General features: G+C 44.2%; 13 protein-coding genes and 1 pseudogene. 8 read left to right on the forward strand and 6 right to left on the reverse strand.

From position 1 onward, the window contains the following. From C1I60_RS25600 to C1I60_RS12400, 8 genes and pseudogenes are all read left to right on the forward strand, one after another. A pseudogene (locus tag C1I60_RS25600) lies at nucleotides 1-574 on the forward strand (2-aminoethylphosphonate--pyruvate transaminase); the annotation flags it as partial. Continuing rightward, nucleotides 564-1385: a phosphonoacetaldehyde hydrolase gene (gene phnX / locus C1I60_RS12370; RefSeq protein ID WP_137061973.1), complete on the forward strand. Its 822-nt coding sequence runs from the start codon at nucleotides 564-566 to the stop codon at nucleotides 1383-1385. The pseudogene C1I60_RS25600 and the gene phnX, both read left to right, overlap by 11 nt. Next, entirely contained in the window at nucleotides 1366-2745 is a 1380-nt protein-coding gene (locus C1I60_RS12375) for an aspartate aminotransferase family protein (protein WP_137061974.1), read from the forward strand. Before phnX ends, C1I60_RS12375 begins: the two co-directional genes overlap by 20 nt. 128 nt (nucleotides 2746-2873) lie before the next feature. Beyond that, on the forward strand, nucleotides 2874-4241 hold the full coding sequence (locus tag C1I60_RS12380) for an extracellular solute-binding protein (protein WP_170970788.1): 1368 nt from the start codon (nucleotides 2874-2876) through the stop codon (nucleotides 4239-4241). An 81-nt stretch (nucleotides 4242-4322) separates the two neighbouring features. Continuing rightward, nucleotides 4323-5261 (forward strand): carbohydrate ABC transporter permease, encoded by a 939-nt coding sequence (locus tag C1I60_RS12385; protein WP_137061976.1) that lies wholly within the window; start codon nucleotides 4323-4325, stop codon nucleotides 5259-5261. Nucleotides 5262-5271: 10 nt separating this feature from the next. Continuing rightward, complete coding sequence (locus C1I60_RS12390; RefSeq protein WP_052646828.1) at nucleotides 5272-6102, forward strand: carbohydrate ABC transporter permease; 831 nt, start codon at nucleotides 5272-5274, stop codon at nucleotides 6100-6102. Then, nucleotides 6099-7214, forward strand: a complete 1116-nt coding sequence (locus tag C1I60_RS12395; protein WP_137061977.1) for an ABC transporter ATP-binding protein — start codon at nucleotides 6099-6101, stop codon at nucleotides 7212-7214. The genes C1I60_RS12390 and C1I60_RS12395 overlap by 4 nt, the downstream gene beginning before the upstream one ends. A gap of 24 nt (nucleotides 7215-7238) precedes the next feature. Further along, on the forward strand, nucleotides 7239-8042 hold the full coding sequence (locus C1I60_RS12400; protein ID WP_137061978.1) for a histidinol-phosphatase HisJ family protein: 804 nt from the start codon (nucleotides 7239-7241) through the stop codon (nucleotides 8040-8042). A 173-nt stretch (nucleotides 8043-8215) separates the two neighbouring features. On the opposite strand, the gene C1I60_RS12405 is transcribed toward C1I60_RS12400, so the two are convergent. The 6 genes from C1I60_RS12405 to C1I60_RS26315 all read right to left on the reverse strand — a co-directional run bounded on the left by C1I60_RS12405 (nucleotide 8216) and on the right by C1I60_RS26315 (nucleotide 13435). After that, the gene (locus C1I60_RS12405; protein ID WP_252361691.1) at nucleotides 8216-9706 is read right to left on the reverse strand and encodes an oligosaccharide flippase family protein; all 1491 of its coding nucleotides are present in this window, start codon (nucleotides 9704-9706) and stop codon (nucleotides 8216-8218) included. Between the two features lie 88 nt (nucleotides 9707-9794). After that, nucleotides 9795-10919 (reverse strand): amidase domain-containing protein, encoded by a 1125-nt coding sequence (locus tag C1I60_RS12410; protein ID WP_137061979.1) that lies wholly within the window; start codon nucleotides 10917-10919, stop codon nucleotides 9795-9797. Nucleotides 10920-10921: 2 nt separating this feature from the next. Further along, on the reverse strand, nucleotides 10922-11629 hold the full coding sequence (locus tag C1I60_RS12415; protein ID WP_252361692.1) for a class F sortase: 708 nt from the start codon (nucleotides 11627-11629) through the stop codon (nucleotides 10922-10924). A 50-nt stretch (nucleotides 11630-11679) separates the two neighbouring features. After that, on the reverse strand, nucleotides 11680-11988 hold the full coding sequence (locus tag C1I60_RS12420) for a hypothetical protein (protein ID WP_137061980.1): 309 nt from the start codon (nucleotides 11986-11988) through the stop codon (nucleotides 11680-11682). Nucleotides 11989-12101: 113 nt separating this feature from the next. Beyond that, nucleotides 12102-12893 (reverse strand): polysaccharide deacetylase family protein, encoded by a 792-nt coding sequence (locus C1I60_RS12425; RefSeq protein ID WP_137061981.1) that lies wholly within the window; start codon nucleotides 12891-12893, stop codon nucleotides 12102-12104. A gap of 221 nt (nucleotides 12894-13114) precedes the next feature. Then, nucleotides 13115-13435, reverse strand: a complete 321-nt coding sequence (locus C1I60_RS26315) for a hypothetical protein (RefSeq protein WP_137061982.1) — start codon at nucleotides 13433-13435, stop codon at nucleotides 13115-13117. Nucleotides 13436-13461: the final 26 nt, after the last annotated feature.

Genomic DNA, 13461 nt, shown 5'->3' on the forward strand with positions numbered 1-13461 from the left:
CGAGGAGTTGCAAATCGACTTTATAATAAGCAGTTCAAATAAATGCATTCAGGGCGTTCCAGGCTTTAGCTTTATTCTATGTAAAAGGGATGAGCTCATAAAATGCAAAGGAAGAGCGCGGTCGTTATCGCTTGATTTGTATGACCAGTGGGAGACGATGGAGAAGGATACTGGCAAATGGCGCTTTACTTCGCCAACGCATGTCGTGCACGCGTTTGCGCAGGCGCTAAAGGAGCTAGATGAAGAGGGCGGCGTGGAAGCCCGTCATACGCGATATCGGACCAACCAGCAAATCGTCTTGGAAGGGTTGACTCAAGCTGGCTTTACGGCCTACTTGCCAAGGGAGCTACAGTCTCCCATTATTACAACCTTCTTGTATCCAACACATATCCCTTTTGCATTTGAACATTTTTATAACTTCTTGAAGTCGGCTGGTTTTGTCATTTACCCTGGCAAATTAACAGATGCTAATGTATTTCGAATCGGGAATATAGGGGATGTGCATGCCAAGGATATGGAGCGATTAAGTGAGCAAATATTACGTTATGTTGGAGTGACCAAATATGAAAATTGAAGGCATTATTTTAGATTGGGCAGGGACGACAGTTGATTATGGCTGCTTTGCACCAGTGCAGGTATTTATGGATATTTTCAAGGAAATGGGCATCCCATTAACAATGGAAGAGGTTCGGGTTCCAATGGGGCAACTGAAGCGGGAACATATTCGATCGTTGCTACAAATGCCAAGAATAAAAGCTTCTTTTCAGGTGAAATTTGGCCGTAGTTATACGGAGGCGGATATTGACGAGCTGCATGATCGATTTGAACCTAGACTGCTGTCTATTCTCCCGCAATATGGAAAGCCAAATCCACATGTTGTAGAGACTGTACATCAATTGAGACAGCAAGGCTTAAAAATTGGAGCAACGACAGGCTATACTTCGACTATGCTTTCCATAGTGGTGAAAGCAGCGAAGAAATATGGCTATGAACCCGATCATTGGGTAACTCCTGACCAAGTTATGGATAAAGGCAGACCTTATCCGTATATGATCTATGAGAATATGAAACAGCTTGGCCTGTGTCATCATGCTCAAGTGGTTAAGGTCGGAGATACGATTTCTGACATTCAAGAGGCGAATAGTGCTGGTGTATGGGCGATTGGCATTGTGAAAGGCAGCTCTATGCTTGGTCTTACGGAAGCTGAGGTAGAGCATTTGTCTCCAGAGGAAGAACGTCAGATTATTGCTGGTGTGCGTAAGAACTATATGGAAGCAGGAGCGCATGGCGTTATTGATGACATATCCCAATTGCCTCTAATGATTGAGCAAATCAATGAACGATTGATGAATAAGGAGCTGCCTTATGCCAATCCGCATCAATAGTCGTATAGAAGGAGATATCAATGGAACGGATGAACGTCAAGCTTGGCAAGATGAGCATCTAAGTGAAGAGACGCTTGCTGTCTTGGACCAGGATAGCAAGCTCTTTCTTCATCAGTCGATGTCCACGCCATGTTTAAATGCCATTGTAAGTGCAGAGGGAATATACATTGAGGATGTGGATGGACGCAGAGTAATGGACTTTCATGGAAATAGCGTTCATCAGGTGGGTTACAAAAATGAGCATGTAATGAATGCCATCATTAAACAGATGCAGCAGCTGCCATTTCTGCCCCGCCGTTATACGAGCCAGGTTGCGATTGATCTTGCACAGAAGCTGACCGAGCTTGCACCGGGAGATTTGAACAAGGTGCTCTTTGCACCCGGAGGTACAAGTGCTATTGGAATAGCACTAAAGCTTGCACGCAGAGCAACTGGTAAGCACAAAACCATTTCGACGTGGGATTCCTTTCATGGCGCAAGCCTGGATGCAATATCGGTTGGTGGCGAAGCTGTATTCAGGAGTGGGATTGGACCGTTGATGACTGGAACAGAGCATATGATGCCTTATAACAGCTATCGTTCAATCTTTGGTGAAGGAGAAACGGCTGCTGCCAAAAATCTGGACTACCTATCCTATATGTTGGAACGAGAAGTTGATGTGTGCGCTGTCATGCTTGAGCCTATTCGAAGCACGGATGTACAGATTCCTAGCGTTGCCTATATGCAACGGCTTCGTCAAATCTGCGATGATTATGGCGTGTTGCTCATATTGGATGAAATACCGACGGCATTAGGTCGTACAGGCAAAATGTTCGTTCACGAGCATTATGATATTGTTCCAGATATCGTTGTCATTGGTAAAGGTTTTGGAGGCGGGATTTTTCCGATGGCGGGCATCGTGGCGAGAGAGCATTTGGATATTGCGGGCGATATTTCACTTGGACATTATACCCATGAGAAAAGCGCTGTAGGCTGTGCGGCAGCTTTGGCTACCATTGAATACATCGAAAAGGAAAACCTGCTTGACCATGCGCAAAGTATGGAGCAATGGCTGCTTTTTCATCTTGGGGAGTTGCAGAAGAAGTATGCCGTAATAGGTGATGTTCGGGTTAAAGGCATGCTTGCGGCAATAGAACTCGTATCTGATCGCGAGACAAAAGAGAAGGAAGTGACAGGCGCTGAGAAAGTTCTCTATGAATGCTTGTCCCGAGGACTAAGCTTCAAGGTATCCAGCGGAAATGTCATTACGCTTGTCCCCCCACTAATTACCAGTATTACACAAATGGAGGAAGCTATTTTGATTTTGGATCAATCGCTGGAGCAAGTGTTCACAAAAGGAAAACAGATTAATAACTCTTAAAACAACATAAATACAATTAAAAATAAAATAAAACAAATAATTGATGTGTAATTGATACGGTTTTTACAATTCTCCGTTATAGTTTAGTTATGCCAGTGATAGCTGGAAAACGAGGAGGGTTTAGAAGCATGAAGAGGCTTGCACTTGGATTAGTTAGTATAATTACAAGTATTACATTGTTAGCGGGATGTAGTACAGGCTCAAATTCTGGTTCGGTTACAGAGTCTTCTAGCAATGATGGGAATATGAAAGAGGTCGTGATCTCCGTTCGCGAGAACACATGGGGAGCGCGTAAGGACAATTTTATAGAAGCAGAAAAGCGTTTGAACGAAGAATTGAAGTCGAAAAATGTGCAGATCAAAATAGACTGGTGGCCTGGCGTTGGCGATGATGAGCTGATTTTGCAAGCGCAAGCCAAAAAAGTAGCAGATGTGTTTATTAACTCCAGCGTAGATATTGGGTGGCAGTTGAACGCCGGTCTAATCCGCGATGTGGATTGGGTTGGGACATCAGATGTGTTCAAAAACATGCCAAAATCCTACGATAACATTATGAAGTACCAAAACCACTATTATGGCGTTATTCAGGATATGGACGCTTCTCCCGTATTCATTAGTCGAAAGGCACTGGAAGGCTTGGGCTGGACAGACGCGCAAATCGATGAGCTGAAGGCTCGCGTTGATGCCGGCAGTTTTACATTCGGTGAGCTTGTTGATCTTGCAGATGCGGCTGTTAAGCAAAAGCGTGTTAAGGTAGGCTTTGGAGTTGAGGATACCCGATTTGAGGGCTGGAATTATACATTCGGCAACTTCAATTATAATGCGGAACAGAACAAGATGGTGCTGTCGCCAAATACGCAGAAGGTCTATGAGTTTTGGTATGACGCACTTCAGCGCGGCGTAGTCACGGAGGGGATTGCTGATATTGATACGGACAAGGCTGCGGAGTTGTTCATTAAAGGCCAGTTATTCGCTGAATTTGCCCGTACTGAATTTTATCAAGTCATGCGTAAGCAACTTGGCATGGATGATGACTTGGCTGGCTATGAAAAATGGTTTAAGGAAAATGCCATCTGGATTCCGGTACCGTCAGTTCAGCAGGGAGGAAAGCCTGTATCCTATAGCAATCCCGCGATGATCTATGTAGGAGCTAATGTGGATGATGAAAAGATGCCTTATGTTCAAAGGCTGATTGAGCATGTGCTGGATGCAGATTTGCAGATTAATCATACGCTTAAGAGCGGCAAGCTGCCTGTAACGGCGGCAGCACAGGAGGATCCGCGCTTCCAAAAAATGAGCTTCTACAAAGATCATGCTTATTTAATCAATTTTACGAAAACTCGCCCGGCTCAAATGGATTATGCGGTCTATATGAAATCTTTTACGCTTGGAATTGATGCTATTCTGACAAAAGGTCAAACAGCATCTCAAGCCTATGAGCTATTCAAAAAGGATGTACAACAAAATGTACCAGCGGACAGTCTCATTGTAGAATAACGATGATACAGAAAAGGTGCTCTGCTTGCATGAGCACCTTTTCTGTATATTTTCTTTATAGGAAGCAGGTGCAGATTCATTATGGAGATCCCAGTGGCTTTGGCCAAGACGGCTTACAAGAAGCCTTTTACCAAGAAAGTGTACCCATATTTATTCATTATGCCCTTTGCTCTTCTGGTGCTAGTCTTTTTTATTCTTCCGGCTATTGCGACCATTATCATGTCCTTCACGGATTTGAATGCATCAATGAAAATCAACTTTGTTGGTTTGGACAATTTCAAGCGAATATTTTCCGATTACAGCATGCCTCAAATTTTATGGAACACCTTCATATTTGCAGTTATTACGCTCGTGTTCTCTTTGTTCTTTGGTTTATTTATATCGATTGCGACCCAGTACTTCTTAAAAGGTAAATTTACGGCAGTCATTTATCGTGTCCTATGGTTAATTCCGAGCATCATTCCTGCTGTTGTATATGTTACGTTCTGGAAATATTTATTTGATCCTACGGATGAGGGGTTTATCAATAAGGTTCTGCTCTTATTCCAGCCAGATGGCGATCCCATTTCGTGGTTTACGAAAATCGCTATGGCTGTCGTGATCATTGCTACCATTGTATCTACAACTTCAGGCGGCATGATTCTGTTATCGGCTGCAATTAGCTCCATACCTGAAGATTTGTATAAGGCTGCCAAAGTAGATGGAGCAAGTGAAAAATCGGTCATCACTAAAATTATCCTTCCTTCATTAAAATGGCCGCTAATGTATATTACGATATCCGACCTTATCGGTTTTGTGTCCTCCTATTTCTTCATCTTACTACTGACCAATGGCGGGCCTATGCGAGATACGACAACGTTATCTTTATATGCGTATCAGCAGGCCTTTAATTTAAAATATTATGGCTACGGTGCCGCTCTTTCTCTTGTGGTAGTTCTGATCTCGCTTATTTTGACACTATGGCTGCTGAGGCTGTTTGATTTCGATGAAATGATCAAGCCATCACGCATTGAAGATTAGGAGGGCCAAGATGTCGACAACTACTGTAAAAAAGCTGCTCGTGCACACATATCTGCTGTTATTCACCATGCCTATCGTTGGAATGATTATATGGTATTTTCTCTCGGCAACCTTTAATAGCACGACGGGCCAATTCTCACTGGAGAACTTCAATTTTGTCAAAGAACCTGTCGAGTATGCGGGGGTAAACCTACCGGCGATTTGGCCTATTGTTCTAAATACATTAGTCTATTCGTTTCTTATTGTGGTGATTGAAATTTTTATTGCCGTACCTGCCGCATATGCATTCTCCAGGCTTGATTTCAAAGGAAAGCTGGGCGCAATGAAGTTCCTGTTCCTGATGCGCTCATTTCCAGGCATTACGCTCATTATCGCTACCTTTTTCATCCTTGTTCAAATGAATCTGGTGAACACGTACTTAGGCGTTATTCTTGTTGCGATATCAGGATCATTGCCAGGCAGAGTGTATATTATGAAAGGTTTCTTCGACGAGGTACCGTGGGATTTGGAATGGGCGGCTATGGTCGATGGATGTACGAGATTTAGAGCCCTCATGAAGGTGCTCGTTCCGTATGTATTGCCAGGCATCGGGGCGATTGCAGTGTTCGCCTTCTTAGGCGCCTACGGCGAATGGTTTCTATTCAAGCTTTTCATATTTGATGACAATATGCTGACGCTGGCTGGCTATCTGTCTCGTCTGGTAACGAAGGAAAATGTCATTATGAACTATGGATTGATCACGGCGATTGGTTTGTTTTACACGATTCCGCTAGTTGTGTTCTATATCTTTACTCAAAAAGTATTCCTGAAGGTCAATTTGGGAGGAGCAAAGCAGGTATGATTTCTCTTGTAAATATCGTAAAAAACTATGATGGTAAGCAAAACGAAAGCCGTGCAGTTGACGGGTTGAATCTTGAAATTGAAAAAGGTGAATTTGTTGCGCTGCTAGGTCCTTCAGGCTGCGGGAAAACGACTACACTTATGATGCTGGCTGGGTTACTGAAGCCAACTTCCGGGGAAATTTATTTTAAGGATAAGCTTGTCAATCATGTGGATCCGAAGGATCGCAATATTGGTATGGTGTTCCAGTCCTATGCGCTTTATCCTCATTTGACGGTTCGTGACAACATCGCGTTTCCGCTTCGCGAGCGGAAAATGTCTAAGAAGGATGCGTACGAGCGTGCTCTGCAAACGAGTAAAATTTTGCAAATCGATCATCTGCTCGATCGCAAGCCTTCGCAGCTATCAGGCGGCCAGCAGCAGCGTGTCGCCATGGCGCGAGCATTGTCCAAGGACCCGGAAATTTTACTACTGGATGAGCCGATGTCCAATTTGGATGCGCGATTAAAATTGGATGTACGAGATGAAATTCGGAAAATCCAACGCAAATTAGGAGTAACGACGATTATTGTCACGCATGACCAAGAGGAAGCTTTAGCCATCTCTGATCGGGTAGCTATTCTGAACGGCGGAAAAATTCAGCAATACGCACCCCCGAATGAACTATTCCATCATCCGTCTAACCTGTTCGTCGCAAGCTTTCTAGGCAATCCGCCTATGAATTTGATTGACGGAACAGTGGAGCTGAGAGAGAACCGGCAGTGGGTGAAGACGAAACTGTTCGAATTGGAGATCCCTCCGGCGCGCAGGATTGAGGAGCAGCACATAGGGAAAGCGGTTAAGCTGGGCGTACGTCCTCATGATTTGTTCATTCCGGAGCAGCCCCATGAAGCATCTATTATGCTAGAAATTGATCTTATTGAGCATTTAGGTAATGGGCAATTGGTTAAAATGACGGATCCAGCTGGACAGTCCGATATTATGATTCGTTTACTGACCGATAACGAGAAACTGCTAAAGGAGCGCGAGACGGTCTGGATCGGCATTAGGCCAAATAAATTCCATCTTTTCGATATGACAGACGAAGGGCGTAATCTTTTGCAGTTTCAATAGAAATAGAAATAGAAGGAGTAAAGGATGACAATACCCAATCTCTTAATCGATCAGCATGTGCATTCCTCCTATTCGCCTGACTCCAACTCAACGCTGGAGGAGCTTGTGCGATATGCGCTCGCACTGGGGAAGCCTGCTATCGTTACGACAGACCATTTAGAGTATGATTGCAAATATTTCAAGCAGGATGTTCATATTGATTGGAAGAGCTACCATAGAGAAGTGGAAGAGCTATTACTGTGTTATCCTATAGAGATTCGCAAAGGCATCGAGGTTGGCTTTCGAAGCGACTATAAAGACGTCATAAACGAATATTTGGCTCAGCGCGAGTTTGACGTCATTTTGCTTTCTGCGCATAATGATGGTTACCTTGATTTTTCCGAAAAGGCTTATCATGATCTGCCTATGCAGAAAAGGCTTAAACACTATTTTATGCAGGTAAGAGAGGCTGTCGACCAGATGGATAATTATGATATCGTTGCCCATTTGGATTATGTTACGAGATATACGACTTATCCAGTTGATGAAGAAGATATTGTGGCTTGCAAACCTGTTTTGTATGATATTTTGAAGCTAATCATCGAGAAGGGAAAGGTGCTTGAGCTGAATACGACAGGACTATATCGACAAGGCTGGATTCACCCTCATACGTATATTCTCGACATGTATGTGAATTTAGGCGGCAGAGCGGTATCCATTGGTTCGGATGCACATCAAGTAGGGGATGTTGAGCAAGGCTTTGTGGAAGCGATAGAGCTGCTGCATGGCCTAGGCATTCAAGAGGTTGTGCAATTTAAGAGAAGAGCGCCGTATTTGGTGTCCATATAGTAATGACAACCACTGTCAATGTTAATGGCAGTGGTTGTTGTTAGGATGGACAGAAGAAAGAGCATAAACCGAATTTAATTGATGGCCTGAAAGAAGTGAAGGTGTGCAAGTGTAAAGGATTCAAAAATCCTGTAATTGGGTTACTGTGGAAAGGGGCTAAGGGGAGGCCTTCCCTACTCTTCGAAAACACTCTTTAATCGTACTTTCAAGTACAGAGTACACCAGAAGCAGTAATGTAATACCTCCACAATCATATGAACTGTTTCTGGCAAACCCAATGAGGATAACGCTTTGGAACACAGCGTACCAACGATAAGAATGGCTTCAAAAACGAAAATGTCCACCAACAGCACCAAGGCTGTACGGGATTTGGCTCGTTGGAAGAGCTTTAGCGTTTTGAAATTCCAGCCTGTAGCGATCAGCTCCAGTGTTATGATTCCCAGGGACATGCCGGTATACCCGAGCTCGGGAATAGCAAGTATGGAGTAAAGAAGGATGAAATTAGAAAGTACACCTGCGCAAAGACCAATAAAGGGAGTTTTCTTTCGATTTTGTGCCCATAACACGCTGGTTGTGATTTCCCGCAATCCGACGAGTAGGGGTAACATAGCCAACGATTTAATGGGGATTTCGGCATTTTGTATACCAAAAACAAACAGGGAGATTTCTGAGGCATATTCAAAAATGAAAAAACCTGAGGCTAATCCCCAGACCCATGCTACCTGAATGGCGGTATGGCTTTTTTTGTAGAATGAGTTATATTTCTTATTTTGCCAGTCTGCGGTTATTTTCATCGTGAGCGTATGTGTTAATGCACCTGTAATCAAAGTAGGCATATAAGCGACGACCAGGGCGATACCCGTGACAATACCGAACATCTCCGCTGCTTCTTTGGAAGAAACCCCGGCAACCTGTAATCGTTGGGGGATAATGATCGCATCCATAAAGTCGGAAGCAGGGATAAGCAAGCGTGTAAGCGCAATAGCAAAGGAAGCTTGTACCACTAAAGGTAAATCTGCTCGACTTGATGGGGGGGATAAAGCTACAGAGGGACGGTTGTACATGAAAAAAGCAGTAAGCACAGCAAAGGCTAACAACGCGCCTGTAAAAGTTCCCAGTACCGCTCCGCCTACAGCAAACTCGATGCCGGATTGAATAAATAGTGGCACTAGCCACATTAAAGTACCGATCCTGGCGGTTTGTTCTATGATTTCCGAAAGGGCAATTGTGGTGTATCTTTCAAGCCCTTGCAAATATCCGCGCAGCAAACTTAGCAAGGGAACGGCCAATATAGCAGGGGAGAGGCAGCGAATTACAAAATCGAGCTGTGGATAGCCGAGCAAATTAGCGATCGGCTTTGATAGCCAAAAGGTTAAGATACTGCATGCCAATCCTGTGAGAATCAGGAATACAGAAAAAATTTTGAACAACCGCCAGCCTCTTGCTGTATGCTTAGCTGTAAACATACCCAAAGCTGTTGGCAATCCCCCTGAAATAATCATCAGTATTAGGCTATAGAAGGAATAGGCTAGCTGATACAGGCCCATTCCTTCAGCTCCAACAAGTCGCGTCATAAATACTTTTCCAACCAAACCGATGGCTTTTACGACAATCATCGCATTAGCCCTCACCATGGTCTGTTTTAATATAAGAGGTAATTTCAAATCATTTTCCACCCCAATTAGAAGCTGTCCATTTTATTCCTATGACAGCAACCTCCGGGATATGAACAAGTCTTAAGGGTCATGATGCTTAATCTTGTATATGAATCAACAAATATTTGGTATTTTTATCCCACCCCAAGTCGAAGGGGACTCTAAAACGGTCTGCGGTGTGGGAGTTGACTAAGGGATAGCCACTCTGATCAAATCCGACTACAACCGAGAAGTGGTCTACGTCTCCTTGTAATACGTAAGCAATTAAATCACCTGGAAGCAACTGGGGCTTGTTAAGATGCTGCTGTCGTTTATTGACCGATTGGACAATATCGGAGAAGCTTCCTTGTTCTATAATCCTTCCATAGCCGGAGCGTATCAGAAAATTTTTAAATGCGTCCGTTTGAACCCAGGCTTGGCTTCCACCGTTGCGATACAAGTAATGCCACCCTGATCTCATAGGCAGGCCTCCGCCTTCCTCCTTGTCTCCGATAACTTGGGAGGAGAAGTTGGTGCAATCGCCGCCTTTGGAGTTATAATCCAGGTATTTTTGATTATATCGCTGACCATTACCTGCTCCCCATGTCGTCCCTGCATATTTGTTCGCATAGTCAACGGCGCGGGCCCTGTTGTATTTATGATTAACCCTTTCTGGTGTTACCGGATCTTTATGGGGAGTAAAAAATAAGTCGGATTGTTCAATCTTCTTTGAATTTTCTTCCAGAGGATCTGAATACCATTCACGTTCCACGTACCAACGATTATCTTTTTTTCTCAGTGTAATGCCATGACGTGTTCCAATTCCAAAATCATGCCGACCGGGATAGCTATCGATATACTCATAACTCAATTTCAAGGATTGAACAAGTGACACCTTTGCCGTATCACCCAACACCTCGGCACGGGCTATCCGAATGGAGCTTTCCGCATTCACGAATTTCATTTTACGATGCTTGGCCCATTCTTGAATATATTCCGCTCTGTTCATTTCATGAAGGTACGCGTAGTTGCTTCGTTTATCTGTTAACAAGTAATGGTCCTCGATATGCGTTTTATCCTGATCCATCAACAACCGGGTACGGTCATCAAACAGTTCTTGAAGAAAGGGGATAACGTTATCTTGTTTAGCTGGTTCGGCTTGTGCACGAAATAAAGAAAAGCTGTAAGCGGGGATCAATATTAAGATCATGCACAGCAGTTGCAATTTTGCCATCCTAAGCACATTTATTCATTCTCCTTGAAAATGGTTGAATTGATTTTGGAAGCGTCCTTGTCTTGAACGGTAAGATTCTCACATGCTGAATTCATGTGTGCCAATTTGGTGTAAACTACCAACCTTCCCTCGTGTTCTTTCCTGCTTCGGCTATAGCGCCCTGCACAGGTAATCAAGTTCAAACGGTGCTCTTCTGTCGAGCCAAAAATGGTCTGAATCGGTGCTTCGGAGGTTAAGTAAAATTTTACGGACTCGACAACAAACTGAATCTTACAGCCGTCAGCGCCAGTCACATACACAAAATCCCCTTTTTTCAGTTTTTTAAGAGGATAAAAAACCGCCGGTCCCGTGTATGTATCAACATGTCCGTCCATAATTGCATTACCTGCCGCTCCTGGCAGTACACCGGTAGATAAATAGCCTACTCGATCCGTGTTACCCGGAACGCCCATTTGACCATTTTCTAAATAGGTTACCGGTTCTATAATCGAATGAATTCGAACCGCAGGAATATCGATTTTATGTGGAACAATCCCTGGAAAAGGTTTATTTTTAACTTGTAAGGGCTTCGTCGTTTTAATTTGTTGAATTTCAGGCTTAGCCGGGGTGTGGCTGGAGTTAGCATGGGAGCTACCTTGAGGTTCAGCCGAAGATGAACAGCTCGTACTACCCAGCAAAATCAATAGCACAATAATACGAATAATCCACTTATTGTTCATATGAAGAAAGAGAGAGGGCCTACAAGCTAACCCTCTCCTTTTAACCCTCCCTAATTCATTTGCTCGCTTGCGCCACCAAATCCGGTTTTTGGTAATTTAGTAGCCTTTGCTTTCATACTTTTCGCATGAATGCTTTTTCCTCCGATCATTTTGGCAGGAGCAGCCTCACGTGCATGCAGCTTGTGAACTTTCTCATGTTTGCTCTTGGCATGCAGCTTGTGTTCATGTTTTGCATGAGCCTTAACCTTATGCTGGTGCATTTTGTGTTCATGCTTTTCCGTTGCGGGTGCTGCAGATACCATCGATCCTACTGACAGAAGTACAGCCAGGGATGCTACAGTCAATATTGCTTTTTTCATTGTATTGCCTCCTTTGGATAATTGGTAATTCATCAATATAGTTTCCGTACGAAGAAGGTTTTATGTAGCCAATGATTTCAAAGGAAAGGATTGGCTTGGAATTTTTCGACTCTTCACTTATTGACCTCAATCAGTCCTTCGGGAGTCCTACGATTGGCGAGCAGTTCGGATACGGTGACAAAGGTAAACCCTCTTTTTTTCAGCTCAGGTAAAATGATTTTGAGGGCTTCAACGGTTTGTGTACTTTTATATACATAATCGTGCATGAGGACGATGTCGCCGTTGCGGGCATTACGAAGCACCTTATTGACGATTCGGTGTACACCGGGCTTTCGCCAATCCAGGGTGTCCTGATGCCAGGACCATAAAATCATTTTCTGTCCTTTTTCTTTGGATAGATTCACGAGTGTGTCGGTGTATGAACCGCCGGGTGGACGAAAAAGATGGGTTCCTGAGCCGGTGGCTTGAACGATGCTCGCCTGGCCCTGGTCTATCTCGGAAAGAGCCTTTTTACGGGAAATATGCTGAAAGGATGGATGATGGAACGTATGGTTTCCAATCTCATGGCCTTCTCTCCGTTCCCGCTTCACAATGTCAGGGAGTTTTACTACGCGGCTGCCAACGACAAAAAAAGTCGCCTTGGCGTCATATTGCTTGAGCAAATCCAGAATGGCGGGTGTTTTGCTTTCATCCGGTCCGTCGTCGAATGTGAGGGCAATCACCTTGCGATGAGTAGGAACCTCCCAAATAATGTCCCCTCGTTCTTCATAGTAGGCTCTTCCCTTTGTAGGAGCAGGGGAGACGTACGATGCGGCTTGTGCAGTATTGGTATAGGGTGTGGGGCATAGGGTGGCACAGAACAAGGAAACAGCGATACTTGCAGACAGTACTCGGTTATATTTCATCAGGCTTCTTCTCCGTTCTGACGTTTTCTCACATTAGCTTGCCAAGATGGAACGTATACCATTCCTCGTCTCCGAAAATTACCTTCTACAAATAAATTCACTCCTGTTCCTGTCCAAAATGTAAAATAAAAACGTAAAACCTCCAGCTTCGTAATATGCCGAAGGTTCGGCTGTTCACGAAGCTGGAGGTTTTTTTGTTTAGAGACGAAATGGATCGTGCATTAGCTCAGCAGTGTTACCACCAGCAGATTGTACAGCACCAGCGGCAGAATGACGTCTCTGTAGGCGTAGGAACGATAGGGGGTGGGGGTGCCTGGGGAGGGCGTGTGGTGCGGCTGAGGAACGCTCAAATACAAGTGATCCGCGTCGATGTGGACAATCCTACCTTCATACACATGATGATCCATGGTTTGAATCCGGACGGTGTGATTGACGTAAGGATCCAACTGGTGATGCAGATGATCGCGGACTCTTTTGAGTTCTGTCTGAAATTCCGGTCTGGCCTGATATAAGGTTTGCGGATTGACAGTGTTGTACGGCATTCGCCTCTGACCTCCATACTCATAGA

The sequence above is a fragment of the Paenibacillus terrae genome, assembly GCF_005217525.1.
Classification (GTDB): domain Bacteria; phylum Bacillota; class Bacilli; order Paenibacillales; family Paenibacillaceae; genus Paenibacillus; species Paenibacillus terrae_C.

Bases quoted from the DNA above. Each gene is read 5' to 3' on its own strand.
- C1I60_RS12375 (WP_137061974.1), top strand. From the start codon at position 1,366: ATGCCAATCCGCATCAATAGTCGTATAGAAGGAGATATCAATGGAACG.
- phnX (WP_137061973.1), top strand. From the start codon at position 564: ATGAAAATTGAAGGCATTATTTTAGATTGGGCAGGGACGACAGTTGAT.
- C1I60_RS12415 (WP_252361692.1), bottom strand. From the start codon at position 11,629: ATGAACAATAAGTGGATTATTCGTATTATTGTGCTATTGATTTTGCTG.
- C1I60_RS12395 (WP_137061977.1), top strand. From the start codon at position 6,099: ATGATTTCTCTTGTAAATATCGTAAAAAACTATGATGGTAAGCAAAAC.
- C1I60_RS12420 (WP_137061980.1), bottom strand. From the start codon at position 11,988: ATGAAAAAAGCAATATTGACTGTAGCATCCCTGGCTGTACTTCTGTCA.
- C1I60_RS12390 (WP_052646828.1), top strand. From the start codon at position 5,272: ATGTCGACAACTACTGTAAAAAAGCTGCTCGTGCACACATATCTGCTG.
- C1I60_RS12380 (WP_170970788.1), top strand. From the start codon at position 2,874: ATGAAGAGGCTTGCACTTGGATTAGTTAGTATAATTACAAGTATTACA.
- C1I60_RS26315 (WP_137061982.1), bottom strand. From the start codon at position 13,435: ATGCCGTACAACACTGTCAATCCGCAAACCTTATATCAGGCCAGACCG.
- C1I60_RS12400 (WP_137061978.1), top strand. From the start codon at position 7,239: ATGACAATACCCAATCTCTTAATCGATCAGCATGTGCATTCCTCCTAT.
- C1I60_RS12425 (WP_137061981.1), bottom strand. From the start codon at position 12,893: ATGAAATATAACCGAGTACTGTCTGCAAGTATCGCTGTTTCCTTGTTC.
- C1I60_RS12385 (WP_137061976.1), top strand. From the start codon at position 4,323: ATGGAGATCCCAGTGGCTTTGGCCAAGACGGCTTACAAGAAGCCTTTT.